At 40.1% G+C, this 26,394-nt stretch carries 24 protein-coding genes and 1 riboswitch; of the genes, 19 read left to right on the forward strand and 5 right to left on the reverse strand.

The features are described from left to right. The first annotated feature begins 3 nt into the window (after positions 1-3). The 7 genes from BMX40_RS05135 (at position 4) to BMX40_RS05170 (ending at position 7,611) form a co-directional block, all read left to right on the forward strand. The gene (locus BMX40_RS05135) at positions 4-306 is read left to right on the forward strand and encodes a YhdT family protein (RefSeq protein ID WP_090867514.1); all 303 of its coding nucleotides are present in this window, start codon (positions 4-6) and stop codon (positions 304-306) included. Continuing rightward, positions 303-1,772, forward strand: a complete 1,470-nt coding sequence (gene panF / locus BMX40_RS05140; RefSeq protein WP_090867516.1) for a sodium/pantothenate symporter — start codon at positions 303-305, stop codon at positions 1,770-1,772. Before BMX40_RS05135 ends, panF begins: the two co-directional genes overlap by 4 nt. 12 nt (positions 1,773-1,784) lie before the next feature. After that, complete coding sequence (locus tag BMX40_RS05145) at positions 1,785-3,017, forward strand: M20 family metallopeptidase (protein ID WP_090867518.1); 1,233 nt, start codon at positions 1,785-1,787, stop codon at positions 3,015-3,017. After that, positions 3,010-4,062, forward strand: coding sequence for a tartrate dehydrogenase (locus BMX40_RS05150; RefSeq protein WP_244513361.1), 1,053 nt, complete (start codon positions 3,010-3,012; stop codon positions 4,060-4,062). The genes BMX40_RS05145 and BMX40_RS05150 overlap by 8 nt, the downstream gene beginning before the upstream one ends. Before the next feature lie 14 nt (positions 4,063-4,076). Next, positions 4,077-4,826, forward strand: coding sequence for an SDR family NAD(P)-dependent oxidoreductase (locus tag BMX40_RS05155; RefSeq protein ID WP_090867523.1), 750 nt, complete (start codon positions 4,077-4,079; stop codon positions 4,824-4,826). 12 nt (positions 4,827-4,838) lie between these two features. After that, complete coding sequence (locus tag BMX40_RS05160) at positions 4,839-6,275, forward strand: aldehyde dehydrogenase family protein (RefSeq protein WP_090867525.1); 1,437 nt, start codon at positions 4,839-4,841, stop codon at positions 6,273-6,275. Positions 6,276-6,828: 553 nt separating this feature from the next. Continuing rightward, complete coding sequence (locus BMX40_RS05170; protein ID WP_090867529.1) at positions 6,829-7,611, forward strand: hypothetical protein; 783 nt, start codon at positions 6,829-6,831, stop codon at positions 7,609-7,611. Between the two features lie 61 nt (positions 7,612-7,672). On the opposite strand, the gene BMX40_RS05175 is transcribed toward BMX40_RS05170, so the two are convergent. Beyond that, on the reverse strand, positions 7,673-7,891 hold the full coding sequence (locus BMX40_RS05175; RefSeq protein ID WP_090867531.1) for a hypothetical protein: 219 nt from the start codon (positions 7,889-7,891) through the stop codon (positions 7,673-7,675). A gap of 163 nt (positions 7,892-8,054) precedes the next feature. After that, a riboswitch (cyclic di-GMP riboswitch) is annotated at positions 8,055-8,139 on the forward strand. 67 nt (positions 8,140-8,206) lie between these two features. Between BMX40_RS05175 and BMX40_RS05180 the strand changes: the two genes are divergently transcribed. Next, complete coding sequence (locus BMX40_RS05180; RefSeq protein ID WP_090867533.1) at positions 8,207-10,450, forward strand: putative bifunctional diguanylate cyclase/phosphodiesterase; 2,244 nt, start codon at positions 8,207-8,209, stop codon at positions 10,448-10,450. 261 nt (positions 10,451-10,711) lie between these two features. Here BMX40_RS05180 and BMX40_RS05185 read toward each other — a convergent pair whose 3' ends face one another. Further along, complete coding sequence (locus BMX40_RS05185) at positions 10,712-11,101, reverse strand: ribonuclease HI family protein (protein ID WP_090867535.1); 390 nt, start codon at positions 11,099-11,101, stop codon at positions 10,712-10,714. Between the two features lie 315 nt (positions 11,102-11,416). Between BMX40_RS05185 and iadA the strand changes: the two genes are divergently transcribed. After that, the gene (gene iadA, locus BMX40_RS05190) at positions 11,417-12,565 is read left to right on the forward strand and encodes a beta-aspartyl-peptidase (RefSeq protein ID WP_090867537.1); all 1,149 of its coding nucleotides are present in this window, start codon (positions 11,417-11,419) and stop codon (positions 12,563-12,565) included. A gap of 96 nt (positions 12,566-12,661) precedes the next feature. Here the strand turns inward: iadA and BMX40_RS05195 are convergent, their stop codons facing one another. Further along, positions 12,662-14,317 (reverse strand): M4 family metallopeptidase, encoded by a 1,656-nt coding sequence (locus BMX40_RS05195; RefSeq protein WP_090867539.1) that lies wholly within the window; start codon positions 14,315-14,317, stop codon positions 12,662-12,664. A gap of 324 nt (positions 14,318-14,641) precedes the next feature. Here BMX40_RS05195 and BMX40_RS05200 point away from each other — a divergent pair, with 324 nt between their 5' ends. Continuing rightward, positions 14,642-15,088 (forward strand): hypothetical protein, encoded by a 447-nt coding sequence (locus tag BMX40_RS05200; protein WP_090867541.1) that lies wholly within the window; start codon positions 14,642-14,644, stop codon positions 15,086-15,088. 166 nt (positions 15,089-15,254) lie between these two features. After that, positions 15,255-16,211 (forward strand): sugar-binding transcriptional regulator, encoded by a 957-nt coding sequence (locus BMX40_RS05205; protein WP_090867543.1) that lies wholly within the window; start codon positions 15,255-15,257, stop codon positions 16,209-16,211. A gap of 151 nt (positions 16,212-16,362) precedes the next feature. Here BMX40_RS05205 and BMX40_RS05210 read toward each other — a convergent pair whose 3' ends face one another. Together BMX40_RS05210 and BMX40_RS05215 are read right to left on the reverse strand one after the other, a co-directional pair. Further along, entirely contained in the window at positions 16,363-17,412 is a 1,050-nt protein-coding gene (locus tag BMX40_RS05210; protein WP_090867545.1) for an alcohol dehydrogenase catalytic domain-containing protein, read from the reverse strand. Positions 17,413-17,427: 15 nt separating this feature from the next. After that, positions 17,428-19,083: a glycerol-3-phosphate dehydrogenase/oxidase gene (locus BMX40_RS05215; protein ID WP_090867547.1), complete on the reverse strand. Its 1,656-nt coding sequence runs from the start codon at positions 19,081-19,083 to the stop codon at positions 17,428-17,430. Positions 19,084-19,310: 227 nt separating this feature from the next. On the opposite strand from BMX40_RS05215, the gene BMX40_RS05220 reads away from it, so the two are divergent. The 8 genes from BMX40_RS05220 to BMX40_RS05255 all read left to right on the forward strand — a co-directional run bounded on the left by BMX40_RS05220 (position 19,311) and on the right by BMX40_RS05255 (position 26,389). Then, positions 19,311-20,258 carry a sugar-binding transcriptional regulator gene (locus tag BMX40_RS05220; RefSeq protein ID WP_090867549.1) on the forward strand — a complete coding sequence of 316 codons (948 nt, stop codon included), beginning with the start codon at positions 19,311-19,313 and terminating at the stop codon, positions 20,256-20,258. A gap of 93 nt (positions 20,259-20,351) precedes the next feature. Further along, on the forward strand, positions 20,352-20,756 hold the full coding sequence (locus tag BMX40_RS05225) for a transcriptional regulator GutM (RefSeq protein ID WP_090867551.1): 405 nt from the start codon (positions 20,352-20,354) through the stop codon (positions 20,754-20,756). Beyond that, entirely contained in the window at positions 20,744-21,286 is a 543-nt protein-coding gene (gene srlA, locus BMX40_RS05230) for a PTS glucitol/sorbitol transporter subunit IIC (protein ID WP_090867553.1), read from the forward strand. Before BMX40_RS05225 ends, srlA begins: the two co-directional genes overlap by 13 nt. Before the next feature lie 26 nt (positions 21,287-21,312). Further along, entirely contained in the window at positions 21,313-22,371 is a 1,059-nt protein-coding gene (srlE, locus tag BMX40_RS05235) for a PTS glucitol/sorbitol transporter subunit IIB (protein WP_090867555.1), read from the forward strand. Between the two features lie 227 nt (positions 22,372-22,598). Next, positions 22,599-22,973 (forward strand): PTS glucitol/sorbitol transporter subunit IIA, encoded by a 375-nt coding sequence (locus BMX40_RS05240; protein ID WP_244513363.1) that lies wholly within the window; start codon positions 22,599-22,601, stop codon positions 22,971-22,973. Between the two features lie 27 nt (positions 22,974-23,000). Next, positions 23,001-24,290 carry an NAD(P)H-dependent oxidoreductase gene (locus tag BMX40_RS05245; protein WP_090867557.1) on the forward strand — a complete coding sequence of 430 codons (1,290 nt, stop codon included), beginning with the start codon at positions 23,001-23,003 and terminating at the stop codon, positions 24,288-24,290. A gap of 113 nt (positions 24,291-24,403) precedes the next feature. Next, on the forward strand, positions 24,404-25,393 hold the full coding sequence (locus tag BMX40_RS05250; RefSeq protein ID WP_090867559.1) for a thiamine pyrophosphate-dependent dehydrogenase E1 component subunit alpha: 990 nt from the start codon (positions 24,404-24,406) through the stop codon (positions 25,391-25,393). 12 nt (positions 25,394-25,405) lie between these two features. Then, positions 25,406-26,389 carry an alpha-ketoacid dehydrogenase subunit beta gene (locus BMX40_RS05255; protein WP_090867561.1) on the forward strand — a complete coding sequence of 328 codons (984 nt, stop codon included), beginning with the start codon at positions 25,406-25,408 and terminating at the stop codon, positions 26,387-26,389. Positions 26,390-26,394 lie beyond the last annotated feature (5 nt).

Here is a 26,394-nt window from a genome sequence, read left to right on the forward strand (position 1 = left end):
TTCATGAATCAAAAGCATGAAGGAAAACTGGAACACCGGTTTAAAATTGCTCATCGAGAAGCATTAATCGGTTGTGCTTTAGCCATTTTTAACTTTGTATGGTGGTATGGATTTGCTTATGGAATGGGGTCGAAAGCTCCTGAGGAATACACGTTTATCTTAGGATTTCCTGCCTGGTTCTTTTTTAGTTGTATTTTAGGCTTTCTTGTAGTGGTTGGGCTTGTATGGTATATCGTGAAATTCCAACTGAAAGACATGCCGTTTGAAGATGAAGAAGATGAATCGAATGAGGTGAATTCCGCATGAACTGGGGAGTAGTTTTTCCGTTAATTATTTTTGTAATTGTCGTATTTCTAGTTGGGATTTGGTCAAACCGTAAAATGGCAGGTTCCAAATCATTTCTAAGTGATTATTTCTTAGGAAGTCGTGAATTCGGTGGACTCGTGTTGGCGATGACCATGGTAGCTACATATGGTAGTGCATCGAGTTTCCTAGGTGGACCTGGTGCAGCATATTCCATCGGTCTTGGTTGGGTATTGTTAGCAATGTCACAGGTTGCCACTGGATATTTTGTCTTACTCGTATTGGGGAAAAAATTTGCCATTGTAACAAGACGTTTTAATGCAGTTACGTTAATTGACTTTTTGAAAGAAAGATACAAGAGTTCGGCTGTTGTTTTATTATCTGCTGTTAGTATCATTGTTTTCTTATTCTCCGCTATGGCTGCACAGTGGGTTGGTGGAGCTTACTTAATTCAATCGATCACAGGAATCTCCTATGTATCGGCATTATTTATTTTTACCATATCCGTTTTAATTTATGTTGTTATTGGTGGATTCCGTGCCGTTGCGATGACCGATACGATCCAAGGGGTTGTCATGTTTTTCGGGACGTTGGTTTTACTCATTGCGGTTGTTATTGCAGGTGGCGGATTAAATAATATCTTCGCAGACCTAATGAACGAAAATCCAAATCTAGTAACGCCATATGGTCAGGATGGACAACTAACTGGATTATATGTTTCTTCTTTCTGGATACTCGTTGGCGTTGGTGTTGTCGCTTTACCACAGGTAGCGGTAAGGGCAATGTCGTATAAAAATGCCAAATCCATGCACCGCGCCTTATTGATCGGAACCATTGTTGTTGGTTTTATCATGCTGAACATGCACTTGATTGGTGTATTTGCTCGACCTGTATTACCAGGAATTGAAGTTGCCGACCAAGTTATTCCGATGGTTGCACTCGATGTCCTGCCACCATGGCTAGCTGGAATCATATTAGCTGCCCCGTTAGCAGCGATGATGTCAACGGTCGATTCCTTACTATTATTAGTAAGTTCCTCGATTGTAAAAGATGTGTACATTAACTATGTGAAACCAGACGCAACAGAGAGTCTTGTGAAAAAATTGAGTTTAGGTGTAACCGCGGTTATTGGTACGGTTGCATTCCTACTAGCGATTAGCCCGCCAGAACTATTAATTTTCTTGAATTTATTTGCTTTTGGTGGACTAGAGGCAGCGTTTATTTGGCCACTTGTACTTGGTCTGTATTGGAAGTTTGCCAATAAATATGGAGCAATTGCATCCATGATTGCTGGGATTACTTCTTACATTGGAATTCATTTATACAACGAACAATACGGAGAATTATTAGGGGTGCATACGGTAACGATTCCGGTTGTACTATCCTTGATCACATTTATTGTATTCAGTCTATTGTTCAAGCAAGAAGCGTATTATTTTCCAACAAAAAACATAAACAAGAGCGCATAAGGAGAGGGTTTCATGAAACTAGTAAAAGAAGATCAAGTTAGAAGAGACTATGAACGTGTTGTTTCGTTAACACAGCAGCTCGTTCGAATTCCGAGCGTCTATCGACCAGAAGATCCAGATGGAAATGAACAAAAGGCTGCGACGTTTGTGGCCAATTATTTGAAAAATATTGATGGGATTGACGTGCATGTGGAGGAGGTTGCACCTGGACGTCCTAATGTCATTGGAGTTGTTGACTCAGGTAAGCCTGGGAAAACATTGCTTTTTGAAGGACATACCGATGTCGTAACAGAAGGAGATCGCTCGGCATGGAAATATGATCCGTTCGGTGCTGAAATCGTTGATGGCAGAATGTATGGGCGCGGGACCAATGATACGAAGGGGAACCTTGCGTGTATGGTCACAGCAGTCCAATCCATTCTAGAAGATGAAGAAGCATTCACCGGTAAAATTATTTTATGTATTCCAGTCGATGAAGAAAGCTTAATGCTTGGTATTAAAGATTTTATTAAAAATGGCTGGGCCGATGATGTCGATGGCGCAATTATTTGTGAGCCAGAAGAAAATCAATTATGTGTCGCCCAACGCGGGGCATTGCGGATAAAAATTACGGTCCACGGAAAAATGGCGCACGGAGCAATTTCATGGAGTGGTATCAATCCAAATTGGCGAATGGCAAGAATTATTACTGCGCTTGAAAACCTGGAAAAAGAAGAACAGGAAATTCATGGAGAGCATGAATATTTAAAATGGCCGAGCATTACACCAACCATTTTACAAGCGCCAGTTACTGGGGATGCACAAATTAATGTGATTCCAGACCGGTGTATGACAACGCTAGATATTCGTACCATCCCTAGTCAGGATCATGATGCGTTAATTGGAAAAATCGAGAAGATATTTTCTGATTTACAAGAACAAGATCCGAACTTTAAAGCAGAATATGAGGTGATTGATAATCGCCCAGCAACAGAAACATCAAAGGAAGATCCAGTTGTAACGGCTACGTATAAAGCCGTTAAGGATGTACTGAAAGTAGAGCCGAAGTATAACGGCGTTCCTGGTGCTACAGATGGTACCTTTCTACACATCCACGGAGTACCAATTGTAACGATTGGTGCAGGAGATCGTGATATTCCGCATCAGATTAATGAGTATGTGGATATTAAAGAACTCGGCGAGACAACCCAAATCTACCGCAAGGCTGCCTTGAATTTCTTGAATGGGGAAAAAGAAAATGTATAGCCTAGCCGTCATTCCAGGGGATGGTGTCGGTAAGGAAGTAATGAAGGAAGCACTAAAGGTGATTGATGCCATGAACGAGCGAGAATCGATTGCCTTCGACTATGATATTTTCGATTGGAATTCCGACTATTATCTTGCTTATGGCAGGATGATGCCAGAGGATGGACTTGAGATTCTCAAAAACTATGATGCTATTTTATTCGGGGCGATTGGCGACAGCCGCGTCCCGGATCAGGTATCCATTTGGGAATTGATCATGCCAATTCGTAAAACATTTAAACAGTATGTCAATATACGTCCCGTTAAATTGCTTGATGGTCTCGCAGGTCCACTGAAATCCGATCGGAACATCGACTTTGTGATTCTTCGGGAAAATACAGAAGGCGAATACTCAGATGTTGGTGGGACAATGTTTACTGGCGAAAATCGGGAATTAGCCGTACAAAATAACATCATGACAAAGCAAGGAATTACGCAAATTTCCGAGTATGCTTTTAACTATGCACGAAGCCATGATTTTCAGAAGGTAACGAATGCAACGAAGTCGAATGCGATTATTCATGTAATGAAATTCTGGGACACAGTAGTGGAGGAAGTAGCAGAAAAACATCCTGACATCGATTATGAAAAATATTATATTGATGCGTTAGCAGCTTATTTTGTCCAACGTCCAGAAAGCTTCGATGTCGTTGTTGCATCGAACTTATTTGGCGATATTTTGTCAGACCTAGGTTCGGCGATTGTTGGAGGACTTGGTATGGCGCCATCTGGAAATATCAACCCAGAAAAAGAATTTCCATCGATGTTTGAGCCGGTACATGGTTCGGCACCAGATATCGCAGGGAAAGGGATTGCCAACCCACTTGCGCAAATTTGGTCGGTCGCTTTAATGCTCGATCACCTAGGACGGAAGGATTTACATGATCAACTTGTTGCCGCGATGGAATCGTTGTTGCAGGAAAAACAGACGCTCACACCAGATATTGGTGGCGCTGCAACAACAGAAGAGGTAGGCAGTGCATTGATCGCAAAGCTGTATGAATAACGGAGGGGATAAACATGTCATTGAATGATAAAACAGTTGTTGTCGCTGGTGCCGGTGGAGGCATGGGAAACGCCATCGTTGGAGCCTTGCTAGAAGCGGGAGCCAATGTTGTCGGCTGTGATATAAATGTGGACAGCCTAAGTAACTACAAAGGAAATCGGACGTTTATGGATATCGAAGCAAATTTACTTGATGAGCAGGCAGTGCGTACCGTTTTTCAGAAAGCATCTGACCAATTTGGAGTTATTAATGGTGTTGTAAATGCTGCAGGAATTGCCCAACGTTCCACACCAATTGAGGACATATCGTTGGACCATTGGCATAAAATTATGGACATCAACATGACGATGACCTTTTTAATGTGCCGGGAAGCTGCGAAATACATGAAACAGGAACAAGCTGGATCGATTGTTAATATTGGATCTGTTTCAACTACAAGACCACGCCCTGGTTTACAGTCGTATGTTGCCTCCAAAGGTGCCGTGGAATCTTTTTCGAAGGCGTTAGCACTTGAACTTGCTCCTTTTAAAATAAACGTAAATGTTTTGCATCCAGGTCCATGTGACACAAATATGCTTGGTCAATTTGCGCAAGAAGGGGCCAATGTAGATGAGGTCAAACAAACGGTCTTCAAGGATAGTGTTCCACTTGGAGAATTGTTGACGCCAGAGGACATTGCCAAATCAGTGAAGTTTTTATTATCTGGTGATGCCAGCATGATTACTGGTAGTGTTCTTCACGTAGATGGTGGGAGAAGTGTATAAGGAGTGGTACAGATGAAGGAATTGAAGATGTATGTGAATGGGGAGTGGGTAGACAGTAAGAACGGAGAATCAATAGCTGTTCATGACCCATCGACAGGAAAGCAGATGGCAAGCCTTCCGCGTGGCGAACAAGCAGATGTAGATGAAGCGGTACAAGCTGCGAAACGTGCTTTTGAAAGTGATGAATGGAGAAAAGTAAAGCCGTTTGAACGTGGAAGATTATTATACAAAATTGCGGGCAGGCTGGAACGCGACCGTGATGAACTTGCAAACCTAGAATCACAGGATGTAGGAAAGCCCTTATCCCAAGGCTATGCGGATATTGATGCGGCCATTCGTTACTTTGAATTTTACGCAGGGGCTGCGGATAAAGTAATGGGAGAAACGATTCCGATTGAGGATGGATTACTAGACTACGTCGTTCGCGAACCAATTGGCGTAACGGCACATATTGTACCGTGGAATTATCCAATTCAAATTTTATCCAGAAGTGTTGCGGCAGCTATTGCGATGGGGAATACCGTTGTTGTAAAAAGTGCCGAAGATACCCCAATGACGGCTTGCAGGATCGCTGAATACGTTGATGAGCTAGAGTTGCCTGCAGGGGTTTTTAATCATGTCACGGGCTATGGTTCGGAGGCAGGTGCTGCTCTTTCTAGGAATCCAGGTATCAATCAGCTAACGTTTACCGGTTCCGTTGCGACAGGTATTGCAGTATCCAAGGCTGCAAATGAAAACGTGGTGCCTGTTACGTTGGAATTAGGCGGGAAATCGCCCAATATTGTGTTTGCTGATTGTGACATCGATAAAACGGTGGATGGTGTTGTGAAAGCAATTATACAAAATGCCGGGCAAACCTGTTCCGCTGGATCACGTTTGTTAGTGGAAGAATCGTTTAAGGAAGCTTTCCTGAAGCGGGTTGTTGAGCGGTTTAAAAAGCTGAAGGTTGGGCCAGCACTAGCAGATGAAGATATCGGGCCGATTTTGAACAAAAGGCAATATGATCGTATTTTGGAGTACTTGGAACTAGCAAAGCAAGAAGGGAATGTGCTGGTCGGTGGAAAGCCTGCCGATGTTGATGCAGGTGGATGTTATCTAGAGCCAACAATTATTGATGGCTTAACGCCGAATAGCCGGTTAGCACAGGAAGAAATTTTCGGTCCCGTGCTGACGGTGTTTACGTTTAAGGATGATCAAGAAGCGTTAAAATTAGCAAATAGCACAGAATATGGTTTAGTTGCTGGCGTATGGACGAAGGATGTGAGCCGTGCACATTATCTAGCAAGTAGAATTGATGCAGGCCAAGTATTTGTCAATAATTATGGTGCTGGTGGCGGTGTTCAAATGCCATTTGGAGGCTATAAAAAAAGTGGATTCGGTAGAGAAAAAGGCTGGATCGCGCTATATAACTACACACAGGTGAAAAATGTAGCCATTCGGTATGAATGATTGCGTTCGGTTCACCCTCGGTGTCCCCGTGGGTGCCCCCGTGGTGCCAGGCACCTGTCGAATGAATCTTCGACAAGTGCCTGGCACCTTTGTTCTTAGGAATTATAAAATTGGTAGGAACAGCCACGTCCAGCTTCGACGGATAGGACGTCCTAGTGTCGATGATGCCACAGGACGTGGCGTTTTCATCGACCAGCGCCCAGAGACTAGCGAAGGAACTTCAACGAGTAAACTTCACCGCCTTTGTGTCGAGGTAACGCAGGCACAAGACTTCCCTCGCCTTGGTACGATAAGTCAACATCGGCTTCCTTCGGTCGCCGTGTTTCCTTTATCTCCTACGGCTCAGTCCAGTCCGTTCGTCTCTATCCGGGGCGCTTGCGCTTTTGATCTGAAAGTTGATCACCAATGGGCTGGGTTGTAGTTGAATGGAAGGCTATCAAACGTAATCCACATCATACTCAAGTGCCTGGCACCGACATAGGCACCGACATAATTTAGGATAATAAAATTAGTTTGCGGGGGGATACTAGTGGTATGTTAGGAGGTTTTGTGTATGGCTGATGAAAAAAAGAAGAAGCCTATTTATAAGCGTTGGTGGTTTTGGGTTATTATAGTTATTCTTGCGATTGCAATATTCGGTGGTGGTGATGATGAAGGAGAAGAGCTAGATAATCAGGCTACTGATGAGCAAGAGGAGACCAACGAACCTGAGGAAGAATTAGATGAAGAACCTGATACTGGTGAAACAGAAGAAGACAATCAAGAAGACGAACGAGCTGAAGAAGCGGAAGAAGAACCGGAGGAAGTGGATGAGCCAAAAACGAGGGATAACGCTTCTGCAACTGAAACAACATTAAATACAGGAACGTTCGTTGTCGGTTCCGATATCCCCGCTGGGCGATATGTCATTACTGGAGAAGGTAGTGGAAATCTGTTCATTTACGATGAAGGTGGAAGTGCTGTTGTAAATGAAATCTTAGATTCTTCTGGCGATTTTGGTGTACCTAGTGTAACGACTGACATAGAAGATGGGCAAGAGATCGAAATATCTGGATTAAACTCAGTCACTTTCACACCTGCAGATACCACTTTATCCGAGTCATTAAGTACGGGAACATGGGAAGTAGGATTAGACATTGAACCAGGTCGGTATGACGTTACCGCACCAAATGGTAGTGGAAATTTCTTTGTTTATAATGCTAGAGGTTTAGCAGAAGTAAATGAAATTTTGGATGCTAGTGGAGAATTTGGTGTTGAAAGAATTACGGTAAATCTGGAAAATGGACAAATTATTGAAATTAGTGGCCTCCCACAGGTGGATTTTGAAGCCAGATAAAGAGAATATTATTAAACAAGCTCCACCAATTAATGATGGTGGAGCTTGTTGTAGGTTTCGTTCAGCTTTTCAATACGCCACTCTTTACTAAACGAGTTATTTTATCAATAGATATACCAGTTTCTGTAGCTACTTCAATTGCATTGGAGTTTGGTTTTTTTGACAAGTACTCTTTTACATTTTTTATAATAGTTGCCTCTTCATCATAGCATTCTTTACACAAATTATATATGATTGTATCGACCTTCCCACAGTGTGAACAGGCTCCGTAATTTCTCAAAAATAATACCCCCAATCTATCTTATCCCGTGATGAAAGATTGTTTCTGGTTCTATACTACTAGAAATATCACATAAATGAAATGTTAATTCATAATTTTGTCATATATTATCGAAATTTGTAATATTTTATAGTAAAATGATATTATCATAATACATATTGAATAAAGAAAAAGGCAAATTCATCGAAAGGTGAAGACGCAAAACTAAAGGGGCTAAGATCTTTGGATTATGCCAGCCAGCTGCCAATGCGTACATTGGACTAATCGGTATAGATTGGTCTTTTTCTATAATATAAGTCAGACAGGGTGTGCTACATGGAACTTACTACATATCTTACTATAACTCTAATGATTTCGATAACTTCACTTTTATTTTTGACGATTAGGGAAAGGCAAAAACGAATAAAGCTTCAACGAGAAAGTCATAATCATTTTTTAAGGGATGAGCAAGCGATAGAGAACTTTCGTGAGGACAATTCGAATTACGTTAGACTTGTAGAGGATACACTTGCAGGAATTTATATTGTACAAAATAATGATATTGTTTATGTAAATGAAAAACTTCAAGAACTCCTAGGATATCAGGAAGGCGAATTAATTGGTTCAAAGGCACTAAATATGGTTCATCCAGACGATAAACCATTATTAGGTGAAAATCTTCGGTTGCGGTTGCAAGGTGATAATTCTCCAAAGATCCAACACCAATTTCGAGCATTTCGCAAAGACAGGTCCATTGTCCATTTAAAAGTGATAGGCTCTAAAATAGAATACCAAGGAAAGCCAGCTGTAGCGGGAACTGTATTGGATATTACGGAGCAGGTTAGAGCGGAGGAAGCAATGGATTACATGGCTTATCACGATCCATTAACTGGTTTGGCAAATAGATATCGTTTTAACAAGCAACTAAGTGCTTTAATAGAAGATGAAAATACGGAACAATTGGCTGTACTATTTTTTGATTTAGATCGGTTTAAATTGGTAAATGATTCGATGGGCCATGGTGTTGGAGACTTATTACTAAAAGAAGTAAGCAATCGATTAAAAAGCTGTGTGAACCATATTGAAGGGCTAGCAAGATATGGCGGGGATGAATTTATCGTTTCTTTAGTTAATAAAGATTCCCAGGAAGTAGCTAATATAGCCAAGACGATTTTACAATCGTTTGTGGAGCCGTTCTATATTGAAACGTATGAACTATATATTACTCCGAGTATTGGTGTTAGCTTATATCCTACGAATGGCGAAGACGTAGAGACATTAGTACGTAAAGCTGACTCCGCCATGTACCAAGCCAAAAGTAAAGGGAAGAATAATTTCCAATTTTATCGCTCGAATCACTCGAACCATATTTTCGAACGATTAGAGATTGAAGCAGATCTCCGCAAAGCAATTGGTCAGCAGGAATTTGAGCTATACTATCAGCCTAAGATAAATTTACAGTCTGGGAGGATATCCGGTACAGAGGCACTGATTCGATGGAAGCATGCAGAAAAAGGAATGATCTCTCCGGCTGAATTTATTCCACTCGCAGAGGAAACGGGCTTAATAATCCCAATTGGTGAATGGGTATTACGACAAGCGTGTATACAAAATAAAAAATGGCAAGATGACGGTTTAGATCCAATGGTCGTATCCGTAAACCTATCTGTGCGACAGCTTTACCAACCAAATCTTGTCGATATGGTTCAAGACATCTTGCGAGAAACAGATTTGGATCCATACTATCTCGAGTTGGAAATTACAGAAAGCATGATAATGGATACGGAACGTGGGTTAAAAGTTTTGCATGAGTTGAAGGATTTAGGTGTTCAAATTAGTCTGGATGACTTTGGGACAGGATATAGTTCGCTTCACTATTTGAAGGATTTTCCAATAAATAAATTAAAAATCGACCAATCTTTTGTAAGAAACAGTACCGAGGATAAAAATGATGAAGCAATTATTAAGACCATCATAGTCATGGCTCATCAATTGGATTTTGAGGTAATAGCAGAAGGGGTTGAAACGGTCGAGCATCTCGGTCTACTTCAACGAAATCTCTGTAATGAAGCACAAGGATACCTATTTAGTAAGCCTTTGCCACCAAAAGATTTTATTACTAATTTTGATAGGATGAAGCAAATTTTTGACCAAAATGGTATATCAGAAGATGACTCGAGAAAGAAATGGATAGAAAAGGCTAAAGAATTAGATGTTATGGAATTGCGAGATACGTTTAGGCAACAACAAGGAATGATTTTCAAGTTTATAAAAAACGAGGAAGGAAAGTTTATACATACGATGTGTGGCGGACAGTTAATGCATCGAATGGGACTGATTTCGGAGCAGGTTATCGGTAATGAAATAGAGAACGTTTTTCCAAGTAATGATATTGAAAAAAAGTATAACGATTATGAAAGCGCATGGAATGGTGAGGAAGTTAGCTACTCAGGTGAGATGAACGGTGTACATTATATAACAACCTTGCGTCCTATTCGAAAAGGCGGAGTTGTTACAGAAGTAATCGGTTCTAGTATTGAAGTTACCATGAATCAAAAAGAAGAATATCTATTTGTTTAATTTTTTCCTATAATGTAATAGGCTAAAATCAGAAATTCACAGGGGACATATCTTAGGAAAAACGGAGGCTGTAAAATGGCTTCCGTTTTTTTATTAAATAAAATGTTAAAATTAAATCCCTCTCGATAAATTATCAGCATGGATAGTGACGTCTAGATTCGGCGACCAGGAAGTCCAAGTGTAGATGATAGAAATGCTATCTTCAAAGAGCAACAACTAAAAGAGATATTCAAGGAGCTTGTGCTTTTTCTATAATATTGTCTATTGCTCATGTATTGCCCTTCTAGCCAACTTATCGGCAAGCTTGTTTTGCTTTTCTGGGATCCATTTAATGAAAAAATATGGAAAAGCTTTCGTTTCTTCTCTTATTTTTTCTAATAATGGTAGGAAGGAAGGATTTTTGGTAAAGTCTTTCTCGATCGTATCTACTACTAAACGAGAGTCTGAACGAAAGGAAAGAATTTCATTGGGGAAAAATTCTTTACAAACTTCCAGTGCTTTAATTACTGCGTAAAACTCTGCTTCATGGTTGGAAAGCATTCCTAATGGGAACGAGTACTCAAAAAATTTTCCATTGGATTTAATGTATATGCCAGCGCCACTAATGCCTGGATTCCCATTTGATGCCCCGTCTGTGTAAACTTCGATCATCGTGTGAGCTCCTTTTCGTTGGAATAATGCCCCGCCCGTTATCCTAGGTTTGTAAGATAGTAGGGAAACTGCTCGTAAATATCTGATTCGTTCATCTAACAACCAGTGGGAACACTACCCACATTGAAGATGCACTTTATGATTGATTATAACAGTTCTGGATTTGATGTGCATGGTGTGAACGTATAGTTGAGGAGAAGTAAAATATAAACTAAATTATTTAAATTGAATCACTATTTGATGAATAATGAGGATTCCTATAGACTAGTAGTATTGACAGGCTCAATGAAGTCTATGGGAAGGGGATGGAAATCTATGCTAACACTTATTAAAAATGGTGCAGTGTATACGCCAACCTATATTGGATCTCAAGATATTCTCCTAATGGAGGGGAAAATTGCAAAAATTGGAGAGATTAGTGAGGAAGTGGTACGTGAACTTGGAGTGGAAACAACTATTGTGGATGCGACGGGAAAAGTGGTAACACCAGGATTTATCGATCCACATGTACATTTAATTGGTGGTGGAGGAGAAGGTGGTTTTGCGACAAGAACTCCGGAATTACAATTAAGTGATGTTGTGTCAGCAGGGATTACAACGGTTGTCGGTTTATTAGGAACAGATGGTACTACACGGCATATGACATCGTTATTGGCAAAAGCGAGGGGACTTGAGGAAGAAGGAATTAGTACATTTATTTATACAGGAAACTATCATGTGCCGACACCGACAATTACTGGCTCCGTAAAAGATGACGTTATAATTATTGATAAAGTCATTGGTGCCGGGGAAATCGCTATTTCAGATTCGAGATCAGGACAGCCAACCGTTGATGAGATAGCAAAAGTAGTTGCTGAGGCACGCATTGGTGGTTTATTAAGTGGGAAAGCAGGTGTGACCCATTTTCATGTAGGGCCTGGGAAAGAACGTTTGAGCTTACTACATAAAATTATCGATAATTATGAGCTTCCACCATCGAAAATCTATGCAACCCATATTAATAGAAGTAAGGAATTAGTTGATGATGCAATTGAGTTGGCACGAAAAGGAGCTTTTGTTGATCTTACGGCCGGTGAAGATACCTATGAATTAATTGGTTATTACAAGGAAAATGGTGGCGATATGGATCAATTAACTATTTCATCAGATGGGAATGGAAGCTTGCCAAAATTCGATGAGGCTGGAAACTTAGTTGGGTTAGGAGTTGCGAGTCAGAAAACCTTATATCAACAAGTTGTTGCTGCGGTAAAGACGAATGGAATGGCACTGGAAGAAGTGTTGCCACTTGTGACAAGTAACACAGCTAGAGCGTTACATTTTGAAACGAAAGGTAACGTACGCGAAGGCATGGATGCTGATCTACTTGTATTATCAGAAGAAACCCTCGAACTAGAGCACGTGTTTGCAAAAGGCCAACACATGGTCCATAACCAAACCGTCATCACCAAAGGCACATTTGAATAAGAAGTGCCAGGCACCTGTCGAAAAACGTAGGTGCCTGGCACCAATCACACTTGGAAGCTATCACAAGTCGGTGCCTGGCACCGACCTGGCACCGACTTAATGGATTCCAACTTGGTCAAATCCGTTTTCTACGGCGGTTACCTCATCACTGTTTTCTCCGTAGATATCTACTGCTGATTGGACGGTTGCATTGCGTGCGTCACTAAAGTTGGATGTTGGTGTTAGGTAAACGGTTAGTGCACGATAGTAGATCTGCCCAAGCTTGTCCTTGCCAATTTCCTCACCAATGAGATATGCAGCATGGTTGGTAATGGAAGAGTTGACATGGACCCCACCATTATCTACCCATATCGGCATGTCATAGTAGTCATCCATATGCTCTGGATACATCCCATTCCCATATGGAGCTCTTTCTTCTGATACCGGGAACTTGCTTGGATTACTAAGGCTTCTCAGTGCTGTCCGACCCTCTTCTTTAGAGGCAGGTGCCATGATATCCTCACCCATCTCCCAATCATCTTCATCAATTAGTGCACCGAATATATCGGCAAAGGATTCGTTTAATGCTCCCGATTGATTACGGTATTGCAAATTGGCTGTATGGCTAATAACACCATGGGTCATTTCATGGGCTGCTACGTCCAGTCCGGCAGAAAGTGGCACCATGAATTCGCCATCCCCATCACCATAAGTCATGTGACGTCCATTCCAAAAGGCATTGTTATAATCTGTTCCATAGTGAACATATGAGACGATTGCCATCCCATTGTCATCCAGAGAATTCCTCCCATGTTCCTCTAAGTAGTATTCGTAAACCGATTCCGAGTTATAGTGTGCATCCACTGCTGGTGATTGATAGGGATCCTTCCAGGAGGAGCTTTCGTTTTCAAAGAGTTCACCTGTATTATGGTCGTACGTATAAATACCTTCAAGATCGTCATGGGATTCATCGTATAGTTTAAAGCTAGCCCCTTCTCCTTGAACGATTTCTAAGGTGGTATGAATCTGTCTTAGATCTCCATGAACTCCATTCCCGACTCCTTTATGATGTTTCTTTTTAATACCTTCTGTGTGTAACAAGGCGTTATATTTATCAATGACTTCGCCGGTAGTGGCATCGACAAAGACAAACCAATTTCCTGGTTCATCCCCGAGAAAAGTTACATTGATTTTGTGAGCTAGGCGATTCTTTCCTTCAAAAGGATAAACCACAAGCTCGGATGAAGGTGCATATTCCAACTTAACTGGTGCACTCACTGATGACTTGGCAATTTTTAAAGCTTCATTGCTAGTGACGGAAGAAGTAGTTGCTACAAAATCTGTTTCTGCATTTTTATTTACATGTCCATTTACAGAGACCACTTCGTTTTCCTCGTTAAAGTGAACAATAATTTCGGATCCTTCTACAGGGATGTTGTTTTTGGTTTGATGGAAACGAACATGTGTCATACCAAGCTCGTCCTTCTGAACATTTTTAACCTTTAAATTATGCTTCGCATTTTGAATACCTAACTTCTTTTCATTTTTAATTAAGTATGCTTTTGCATTTTTCGCATTACTAGAAGGGAATTTTTCTGCATATTTTTCCTTAACGAAAATGGGAACATTAGAATTCTCATTCCAATTTTTCTGTGATTGTTCTGTGATGGGGGTGACTGAGTCACTGGGATTGGCTAGTACATTCACTGCGGAGAAAGAACTTGCGACGATTGCTGATGATAAAATGACAGGAATCATTTTCTTTTTGTTCATAAACATGCCTCCTATTAATTAATTGGTTTTATTATATAAGGATTTTATCGTTTAATCATGATTATTTAGAACTGAATTAATTTTCAGTATTTTATTATAAAATTACTATTGGTGAGAGATGGGTAGTAGGACCTTTACCATAGTAGTGAGTTAAAGGGGAGGGAAAGGCGAACGCTGTTGGAGCCTATTAAGGAAGGATGACCAAACCAAAGTACTAGATTACATTGTGTTAGGTGCTTGTTACGTCTACTAGGTACAAACTAGTAATAGAAAGTCATAAGACAGTGAAAAAGTAAATATATATTAAGGTAAGGAGGGGATGACTTGAAAGGCGTAGTAACGAAAGAGGAAATTCTTTCAGACCCAATAATAACCGATTGGTTACATTCAATGCCCCAAGAGTTAGAGAGCAAAGGATTTCTAACTAGCATTCTAGAAGATTACTTTTTTATCGATTACTTAGTTGCTAAGGAAATCGATGGTTTGCAGGTTTTAGTAGTCAGTGATGAAGAATTACTTGTTGTAAGCTTCCGAAAAAGTAATGATCCTGGAAGATATGTTAATCAATTTCAACGATATTGTTTAGATGATATTCAACAGGTGATTGTGAAATACCATCCCGATAATCCGGTGCGGTATGAAGTGATACTGGAATTGGAAAATGAAACTACGTTCACGAGCTTTATTGTAAAAGGAGTTAATGGACAAGTTCCCCCATTCATCAATCGGCTTAATAAAATCATGATCCGTGGGGGTACAGGAAATCATTGAGGTGTGGGGTGGGATGAGAAAGGTAGCACCTTAAGAACCCCACAATAGGATAATGGAATAAACCGACTCTTACAAAAAAGGTGCCAGGCACCTAATCTTGACAGTGATCTTTAATCAATTTATGCTTAAGTTGGTTACATAATTAGGGATAGAAAAGAGCGGTTATATGTTAAGTTGGGAAGATCGACGATTGATTGTTAAGGTCGCTATGCTGTATTACTTCGAAGGGTGGACACAGGCAGAAATTGCTGCTAAATATAATGTTTCACGTCCCGTTATTTCGAAGCTTATTAATTCAGCAAAGAAAGAGGGAATTGTCGAGATATATATAAAAGATGAAACATTCCATACGGTTGAATTAGAACAGAAATTAATTAAAAAGTTTGGCCTAAAAGAAGTAATTGTTGTTTCCACTGCTGGGTTTGCTCCCGAGATGGCCAAGCGTCAGCTAGGTAAAACAGGAGCATCCTACATCGCCAATCATACGAATCATGTGGAAAAGCTGGGAATTTCATGGGGGTCTACGCTTCTATCATTAGTAGAGGAATACCCGTACGAACATAAGAAAGGGACCCACGTCGTTCCAATTGTAGGTGGGATGGGAAGTGAGGATGTACATCTTCATTCTAATCAATTAGCTTTTAATTTGGCGCAAAAAATGAACACCAGCTGTTCATATTTATATGCACCTGCGATGGTTGAATCTTATGAATTAAAGGAACGATTAATTGAAACCAAAGATATTGCCCACGTTTTAGAAGAAGCAAAAAATGTTGATATGGCCGTTGTTGGGATTGGAAATCCTTTTAAGGGTGCAACAATGGAACAAATTGGTTATTTAACGCAGGAAGATTTAACCTCCCTACGTAAATCAGGTGCTGTAGGGGATATTAGCTCACGATTTTATGATGCAGTGGGAAATGAGTTGGATCATCCATTAAATCAACGGGTAATTGGTTTGGATTTAAAAGATATTAAAGCGATCCCGGAAGTGGTCGGCATTGTGGAAGGCTCCTATAAGTTAGAAAGCATAGAAGCCGCTCTACAAGGAGGCTATCTTGATGTATTGATCACAGATGATCGTACAGCTCAGGAATTAGTAGAAAGCCAAACCTATAAGTAGAAGGGTGATAAGGATAAGATTGTCACAAGAAGTCCAAACGATGGTTTGAAATAATAAGTGGCCCCCTAAAAGTTAGACCAAATCTAACCTTTGGGGGCCGTTCATTTTTCAGCGGTAAGTACCCTATGCTTTATCCTATTATTCAGTGATCTTATATCCGCGCTTCAGTCGGCTTTACAACGCATTTCAATCCTTCTTTACGAATTACGGTTTGAAATGCTTTTTCGGTACCTTTCAATGGAAATGTATGGGTTACGAAAAAGGAAAAATCGATCAATCCCTCATCAATCCATTTAACAGCTTCCATATGCAAGTCACGAGGAGCCCCATGGGTTCCAACAACTTTTAACTGCTTATAGATAATGTGATTTGTATTTAGTGGTACCTCTTGAACGGGTTTTATTCCAGCAAAAAATAATACGCTCCCCGTTTTTTTAGCAACCTCTAACGATTCTTTTTGCACCGAAGCAGCAGGGGCGGTTACAATAACAACATCTGCACCAAATCCATTTGTCTCTTCATTAACAATGGATAACGTATCACTTTTCGAAGGATCGATAACAATATCCGCTCCAATTTCTTTCGCCTTTATCTGTCTAGCTTCAGAACGTTGAACAGCAATAATCTTGGAGGCACCCATTCTTTTAGCAGCTGCAATATACATGCAACCGATGGTACCAGCACCATAAACGACAACTGTATCACCAGCTTCAATCCCTACTTCCCGCAACCCACTTAATACACACGAAAAAGGTTCAGATAAACTCGCAAGCTCATAGGAAGTAGCGTCGGAAATTTTTTGAATCGACCCATATTCTACAAATTCCTTAGGCAGTGCAACATATTCAGCGAATCCCCCGTCAATTTGATAGCCAATCGTTTCTCCTTTTACGCATTGATGTCCTTGGTTCTTTTGGCAATACAAACATTCTCCGCATGGAATGTGAGCACCTAATGTTACGCGATCTCCTATTGAAAAACGCTGTACATTTTTACCTATTTCAACGATTTCTCCTGCTATTTCATGACCGATCACTCGGGGATATTCCACCCGACTATCGCCGTTTTGATAGATTCGTAGGTCAGAACCACATACACCGATGGCATGGACTTTTAGCAAGACGTCATTATCACTAATTTTCGGAATTTCTCGTTCTTGATATTCTAGTGTTTGCTTGTCAGTTAACGCTACTCCGTACATGACTTTCCTCCTCCATTAAGCTTCTTTAAATTGAACCGCCTTTTTGATGAGATAAAACATTTGGCGTTTTTCATATTCTTTTTTCTGTTCATCCCAATTTAAAATACTAGTAAGTTCCTCTGTTACAACATCAAGTGTGCGTTTTACTTTCTCTAAATCAAATAATAAATAACTGGTTCGACGATCATAAAAATCAGCCAAGGTTGAAACCATTTCGTTTTTTACGGTGTAATGCAATTCTGCGAGAATGTTTCGTTGTTCTTTATTACTATATTTTTGGTCAAAATCACTCATTAACTGCAATAAGGACTCTGTATTCGAACCATATCGATAGACGTAATCAGCGATTTGCTGATCAGTTAGTTGAAGTTCTTGATAATAGCCTTGGAGACGGTCAATATAAGCGTCGATTTCTTCTGCTGATTCAAACTGTGAACCTGATAAACGCAGCGTTGTTGTTTTGGTGGGTGGAATACTACGTTCTTCCTTTTTATCAATATGCTCCAATACCCGTTCTGCCATTTTTCGATAGCCAGTTAGTTTTCCACCAGCAATTGTAACGAGACCAGTGTCTGATTCAAAGATTTCATCATGACGTGACAACTCAGAAGGTGATTTTCCTTCTTCGCCAATCAATGGGCGAATACCGGCCCAGCTGGAAATGACATCGTGGACACCAAGGTCAATAGCTGGAAACATATCTTTGAGACAACCGAGTAAATATTGTACTTCGGATAAATTCACATGAATATCGTCCATATCTCCTTTATATCGGGACTCCGTCGAACCGACATAGGTGCGATTTCCAACTGGAATCACGGCAATCATTCTCCCTTTGTGCTGGAAGTAGATGGAAGATTTTACGGGCAGGGATTTACGGTCGAATACAATATGAATCCCTTTTGCTAGAACCATATATTTACCGGTCACTGGGCGATCCTTTTTTCGAACAACATCAACCCACGGTCCAGCTGCATTTACGATATGCTTCGCATAAACGATAAATGTGTTCCCATCCATATGATCTTTGACGACAATGCCCTTTACTTTATTGTCTTCATCCTTTAAAAACTCAACCATCTCTGCATAGTTAAGTATTGCTGCTCCGTTTTCGGAAGCTGTTTTGGCCACTTCCATGGTTAACCGGCTATCGTCTGTTCGATATTCAACATATTCACCACTTCCTTGGACCGTCCGCGGGTTAAAAAGGGGCTCACGCTCTAGCGTTTTCTTTTTTCCATATATTGTGTGACGTTCTTCTTTTTTTACGCCTGCTAATCGATCATAAACGGTTAAACCGGCCTTAAGCGTTACTAGATTATAAGATTCCTTCTTGATCAATGGGAAATTCATCTTAATCGGGTAGACTAAGTGTTTGGCATTGTTATACACAATTTCTCTTTCAGACCCAGTTTCCTTTACGACTGGTATATCAAAGTTTTGTAAATATTTTAATCCGCCGTGGATGAGTTTTCCGGATCGACTACTCGTACCGGATGCAAAATCATACCTTTCAACCATTGCAACTTTCAAGCCGCGTGTAATGGCATCTAAAGCGATCCCGCTTCCAGTAATCCCCCCACCGATCACAATAAGATCAAACGCTTCTGATTCCAATTGCTTTATTGTATGGATACGATTTAAGGTGGAAAATGACCTATCGTTATTCATGTTTGCCTCTCCCTCCGTATATACATATGTTCTAATGTGAATCGTTTGTAAAGATTTACACTCAGTATAACTTTTTGAAAAAATTCAGTCAATAAAAGGCTTACATTTTATTTTTACCTGATTTGATCATAGTATATAATTATTCTTTTTAATTGAAAACGATTCCATTATAAAATTTTTGTGATAAAATATAAATTAATGATTACAAATGTAAGGAGGGAGATAATATGAAACTGGAGGAACGTCGATTACTTCTTAAGGTAGCAAAATTATATTATTTTGAAGGATGGACTCAGAATGAAATTTCCAAAAAAGTTGCTAAATCAAGACCGATTATATCGAAACTCTTGAAACAGGCGAAAGAGAAAAAAATTGTAGAAGTTTATATAAAAGATGAAACATTGCATACCGTTGAGTTAGAAAGAATTATAGAAAGTAAGTATGGGCTAAATGAAGCAATTGTTGTTTCTACTTCCAATAGTGGACCAGAAATGGTGCTTCGAAATTTAGGAAAAGCAGCAGCTGATTATGTAAATAACAAGCTAGATGATATTACAACAATTGGTATCTCCTGGGGAAAGTCTGTACATGCACTCGTTGAAGCATTCCCATTTCAGGAAAGGAAACATGTGCATTTAACTCCATTGATAGGAGGAATGGGGCAAAAATTTGTTCACTATCATTCGAACCATTTAACTTTTCAAATGGCACAAAAACTGAATACAAGTTCGTCTTATTTGTATGCTCCAGCAATGGTAGAAAGTGCGGAGTTAAGAAACCACATTATCGGAACAAAAGACGTTCATGATGTTTTACAAAAAGGAAGAGAAGTAGATTTAGCAATTGTTGGTGTTGGAAACCCTACGAATAATAATACCATGGTAGAGATGGGGTATTTAACCGAAGAAGATCGTAACTATCTAGTAAACTCGAGTGCTGTTGGTGATATTAATTCGAAGTTCTTTGATAGCAATGGAGATCAAGTAGAACATTCGTTAAACGATCGTACGATTGGAATTGATTTGCTAGATTTACAGAGGATTCCAGAGGTGGTTGCCATTGTAAATGGGGTTCATAAAATAGAGGGGTTGCATATTGCACTTCAGAAGAAATACCTTTCTACAGTGGTATTAGACGATATCACAGCAAGGGCATTAACGGAATTAACCAATTAAAATTTAAAAAAACATTGACATTCTATTGTAAGCGCTTTATCATAAAGTTTACAAAAGTAAAATATAATAACCAATGTAAAGGAGGCGGTAATTTTGTGGGGGAAGTTCTTTATCATTTTTGCTCTAATTTGGGGATTGCAGTTTTTGATGACCCATTTACAGGTGAAACAATACCGATCACAGATTAGAGAATTCACAAAAAGAGAGTCTGGTTATTTAGGAACCGGTTATTACAAAAAAACGCTTGGAACAGGTGCTGTTGTTTTACTCGTATGTGATGAAAAGCTGCAAATTGTAGAAGCGAAGATTATGAAGGGAATTACCGTTTTTGCTAGATTCAAAGATCGAAAAGAGCTTATCGGAAAGAATTTATTGGATAGTAAAAATTCAGAATCTTTGAGTAATAAAGAAAAAAAAGCTTTGCAAGGAGCTATTGAAATGATTCAAAAAGAAATAAATAAAGGAAAAGGAAAGGGGAATGAAGCATGGATTTCATGATCACGCTAGCAGAAGGCTTTATTGGAATGTTTGAAGAAGGCGGAGATACATTTATGGGATTGGTAACTGGAATCATACCAATGCTTGTAGTATTGATAACCGCTGTAAATGCACTTATTAAATTTATCGGGGAAGAAAGAGTTAACAGTTTTGCCCAAAAGTGTACCAAGTATTTTATCTTAAGGTACACAGTCTTTCCGTTTTTAGCGGTATTCTTCCTAACGAATCCAATGTGTTATACTTTCGGTCGCTTTTTACCGGAGAGACAGAAACCAGCATTTTATGATTCGGCTGTATCATTTGTACATCCAATTACGGGATTGTTCCCACATGCCAACCCAGCTGAGTTATTCGTTTGGATGGGAATTGCAACTGGAATCACAGAGTTGGGTCTTTCTTTAGGACCACTAGCTCTTCGATTTTTAATAGTAGGTATTATTGTTATGTTAATTCGTGGATTGGTAACGGAATATATTACAGATCGTATGTTGAAAAATAGAGCAAAAAGTTCGGAAACGAGTGTAGCGTAAATCAAAAAGGTTAAGGAGGTAATCACATGAGCGAATATAAATCCGTTAAAGTCGTTAAAGGTCCTTCGGGTTGGGGAGGCCCATTGGTCATCCAACCAAGTGATAAACAAAAATATATTATCTCGGTAACTGGAGGAGGCATTCATCCTGTTGCACAGGAGATAGCAGATCGAACTGGTGGTATCGCGGTCGATGGGTTTGAGAAATCTGTTCCAAAAGAAGAGTTAGCTGCAGCAGTAATTAATTGTGGTGGGACAGCAAGAAGTGGTGTGTATCCAAGAATGGGTGTAAAAACAATCAATACATTTAGTAATTCCCCTTCTGGCCCATTAATGAAATTTATTAATGAAGGGAACTTTGTTTCTGGCGTAGAACTTCAGCAAATAATGGAAGCGGATGCTGACGAAGCGGATGCAGCAGCAGCGGCGGAAAAGGCTGAGGAAAGCAAAGATGACTTACTGGATAAGAATGTTGCCAAGCAAAAGAAAGAAGAAGCAAAGGCAAAGGTAGCAGAACAAAAGGGAAATAATGGGAACGGACAGAAAAAGAACCCAATCATGAAGTTTATCGAGTTTTTAGGAAATAAAGTAGGAAATGTTGTCAGTATTTTCTTCCAATCTGGTAGAGATACGATTGAGACAATAATTAAAAATATTTTACCGTTTATGGCTTTTGTTAGTGCGTTAATGGGGATTATAACGTATACCGGCATTGGGGATTTTATTGCAAACTTAGTGGCACCAATGGCAACTAGTTTAATAGGTATGCTGATCCTGTCGCTTATTGCTGCGATTCCAGTTATATCGCCATTGCTCGCTCCTGGTGCTGTAATTGCCCAGGTGGTTGGGGTGCTAATTGGGGTAGAAATTGCTAATGGTAATATTCCACCACAAATGGCGTTACCTGCATTATTTGCGATCAACCCACAAGTTGGTACCGACTTTGTTCCTGTTGGGTTAACACTTGGTGAAGCGGAGCCAGAAACGGTTGAAGTTGGGGTGCCTGCTGTATTATTTTCACGTTTAATTACTGGTCCGATAGCGGTTGTTATCGCATACTTCGCAAGCTTTGGATTATACAGCTAAATAGTGGCGGTATTTATCTCGCATATAACGGGGGTCAAAAGACGTGTAGTCCTGTGTAGCGTAAGACCAACTACAAACCAATGAGGATTGGAGTAGGAGTAACGAAAAAACGCACTGTTTGAAGATTCACTTTATTATTGACTAAAAAAAGAAAGCGTTTTATAATTACAAATGTAACGCATTGTTACATTTGTAATCACTTTTTCTTTTTATAAAGGAGAGAGAACATGGAAATGGTTAAATCTTATGTAGAGGTCAATGTTGTTGAAGTAGGAGAAGAAGCCGCATTGATGTTTGAAGAAGGTATGATGATTTTATTTAACGATACAGTGCCTGCAGATCTGAAAGGGATTGCAGTAGTACATGATGGAAGAGATTTTTCAGGAGAACTACAGGTTGGAGATCATATGGTAGTCGACGGCGAAAGCTTTGAAATTTTATTCGTAGGTAGTAAGGCGAATGAGACGTTAAAAGAGTTAGGTCATGCAACATTTAATTTCGATGGAGAAACACACTCTGATATGCCTGGGACGGTTTGTTTAGAGAAGAAACCAATTCCAGAGATGCATGAAAACACAACAATATCCTTCCAAAGAAGATAATCTATAAAACAACTAGGGGTGAAGCGAATGTTAAATATTAATAGAAAGCTAGCTAAGCTTGAGCAAGAGGGAGCTTACATTAAAGTGGGTCTTGTAGGTGCGGGTCAAATGGGAAGAGGAATGATTTCCCAAATCGAAAGTATGAAAGGCATGCGTGTTGTTATGACAGCCGACCTTGTTGTCGATAACATTACAAACGCATATAAACATGCAGGAGTAAATGCTGCGAATATCGTAGAGACGGATGATGCGCAGGTTGCTTCCAAAGCTGTTCAAGATCACAACGTTGTTGCGACAACCGATTCAAAATTAGTTACTTCCTTACCGGAAATAGACGTTGTCGTTGACGCAACAGGTGTTCCAAATATCGGAGCAGAAATTGCTTGGGATTCTATCTTAAATAATAAGCATATCGTAATGCTGAATGTAGAAGCCGACGTAACGGTTGGTCCATTACTGAAGAAAATGGCCGATGCAAGTGGTGTTGTCTACACTGGCTCTGCTGGAGATGAGCCGGGAGCAATTATGGAATTATATGATTTTGCCGATGCGATGGGATTTGAAGTGGTTGCGTTAGGTAAAGGGAAAAATAACCCACTTAATTTAGAAGCAAACCCTGATACAGCTGCAGAGGAAGCAAAAGCGAAAGGATCTGCTCCAAAAATGCTTGCTTCTTTCCAGGATGGTACCAAAACAATGGTTGAGATGAATGCGGTAGCAAATGCAACTGGATTTTTACCAGATCAACCAGGAATGCATGGATTTAAAGGGTCTGTAAGTGAGCTACCAGGTATTTTTATGGAAAAGGATAAAGGTGGTCAGTTAAACGGAAGAGGAATTGTTGATTATGTTAACGGTGTGGCACCAGGAGTGTTTGCTATTATTGCTTCCGATAAAGAAGAAGTAAATGCAGAAATGAAGTACTTAAAAATGGGAGACGGACCAAATTATGTTTTATACCGTCCATATCACTTAACAAGTCTCGAAACTCCGTTGTCTATTGCAAAAGCGTATTTAGACAGAGAAGCAACAATTGCACCATATTATGGACTACAAGGAGAAACTGTTACCGTAGCGAAAAAAGATTTAGAAGCAGGAGAACACTTAGATAGCATTGGTGGGTTTACCGTTTACGGAAAACTTCTAAAATCTTCTGAAGCGAAGGATCAAAACGCGCTACCATTAGGTTTAGTAGATCGTAATGTAGTACTAAAAAAATCGATTAAAAAAGGTGAAGTGATCACCTATGATGATGTGGAGCAAACCAAGGAATCTACTATCTGGAAATTACGTTCTATTCAAGATAGAGAGTTTTAATGTTGAGAATAAAATAGTTGACTACAATGTGTTTTGCAGCTTGCAAAGCATATTTCCACGATTAAAATTTACAAAAGTAACAACACAGAACAAATGTAAAGGGGAGATTGAGAATGGCTGAAGTGAAAAAGCTAAATGTACCTGAAAAAATTACGGATGACAAATTAATCGATCTATATAAGCAAATGTGGCAAATCCGTTTTTTTGATGAGAAAGTTGATGAGTTTTTTGCAAAAGGCATGATTCACGGTACGACTCACTTAGCAGTTGGCCAGGAAGCAAGTGCTGCTGGTGTATGTGCATTGCTTGATGTGGAGGATAAAATTACAAGTACCCATCGTGGGCATGGACACTGTATTGCGAAAGGGGCAACAGCTGATCGGATGATGGCAGAGCTGTTTGGACGGACAACTGGCTATTGTAAAGGAAAAGGCGGCTCCATGCATATTGCTGATGTTGATATGGGCAACCTTGGCGCGAACGGGATCGTTGCTGGTGGAATTCCATTGGCTGTTGGTTCTGCCTTAACTGCACAAATGAAAAAGAAAGACTATGTAACCGTTTGTTTCTTTGGAGATGGTGCTTCTAACGAAGGGAGTTTTCATGAGGCAGTTAACTTAGCATCTATTTGGAAATTACCAGTTATATTCGTTTGTGAAAATAACCAGTACGGGATGTCAGGGCCAGTTACGGAAATGGTTAATGTTGAAAATATTGCAACTCGTTCAGAAGCCTATGGAATTCCAGGCGTTGTAGCCGATGGAAATGACATTGTAGAAATGATGAACGTAACAGATGAGGCTGTGCAACGTGCACGAAATGGGGAAGGACCTACATTAATCGAAGCAAAAACCTATCGTTGGAAAGGTCATTCTAAAAGTGATGCGAAGAAATATCGTACGCGTGAAGAGGAAAAGGAATGGCGTCAAAAGGATCCGATTAAACGGTTTAAAGAAGTGCTCGTAGAAGCTGGACTTTTAACAGAGGAAAAAGCGGAGGAAATTCGTTTAGAAGTAAAAAAAGAAATTGAAGATGCTGTGAAGTTTGCTGAAGAAAGTCCGATGCCAACAGCAGATGATTTATTAACTGACGTTTATGCATAGGAGGGGATTGCAATGAGAGAGATTACTTATTTGGAAGCAGTACGCGAAGCAATGAGTCAAGAGATGCGCAAAAATGATGATGTTTATATTCTTGGTGAAGATATTGGGGTGTATGGAGGAGCATTCGGTGTAACGCGAGGGATGATTGAAGAGTTCGGTCCAGAGCGTGTCCGAAACACACCAATTAGTGAATCAGGAATTGCTGGGGCTGCCGTTGGTTCCGCTCTAACAGGAATGCGGCCAATTCTAGAGCTTCAGTTCTCTGATTTTATTACAATTGCGATGGACCAGATGGTTAACCAGGCGGCTAAAATTCGTTACATGTATGGTGGTAAAGGAAAAGTGCCAATGGTTCTTCGTACACCAAGTGGTTCTGGTACTGGTGCAGCTGCCCAGCATTCCCAAAGCTTGGAAGCTTGGGTGACTCATATTCCAGGGTTAAAAGTTGTGCAGCCGTCAACAGCATATGATGCCAAGGGGTTATTAAAGGCTGCAATGGATGATGATAATCCAGTCATTTTTTACGAACATAAATTGTTATATAAAACGTCTTCGGATGTTCCAGAAGAACAATACAGTCTGCCACTTGGAAAAGCGGATGTGAAGCGTGAAGGATCTGATGTAACAATTGTGGCAACTGCAATTATGGTGCATCGTGCTCAAGAAGCAGCGGAAGAGCTTGAAAAAGAAGGAATAAGTGTGGAAGTTATTGACCCACGAACACTCGTCCCATTAGATGAAGAAACAATTGTCAAATCTGTATCAAAGACAGGGCGCGTTGTTGTTGTGCATGAAGCGGTGAAACGAGGCGGATATGGCGGAGAAATCGCTAGTATGATTGCTGAAAGTGAAGCATTTGATTATTTGGATGCGCCTATTAAACGACTAGGTGGTGCGCCATCACCAATTCCATATAATCCAGAATTGGAAAAATCCCATGTACCACAAGTACCGGATATCATTCAGGCCGTAAAAGAAACATTAAACAAGGCATAAGGGGG

Source organism: Oceanobacillus limi (genome assembly GCF_900111445.1).
GTDB classification, from domain to species: domain Bacteria; phylum Bacillota; class Bacilli; order Bacillales; family Amphibacillaceae; genus Ornithinibacillus; species Ornithinibacillus limi.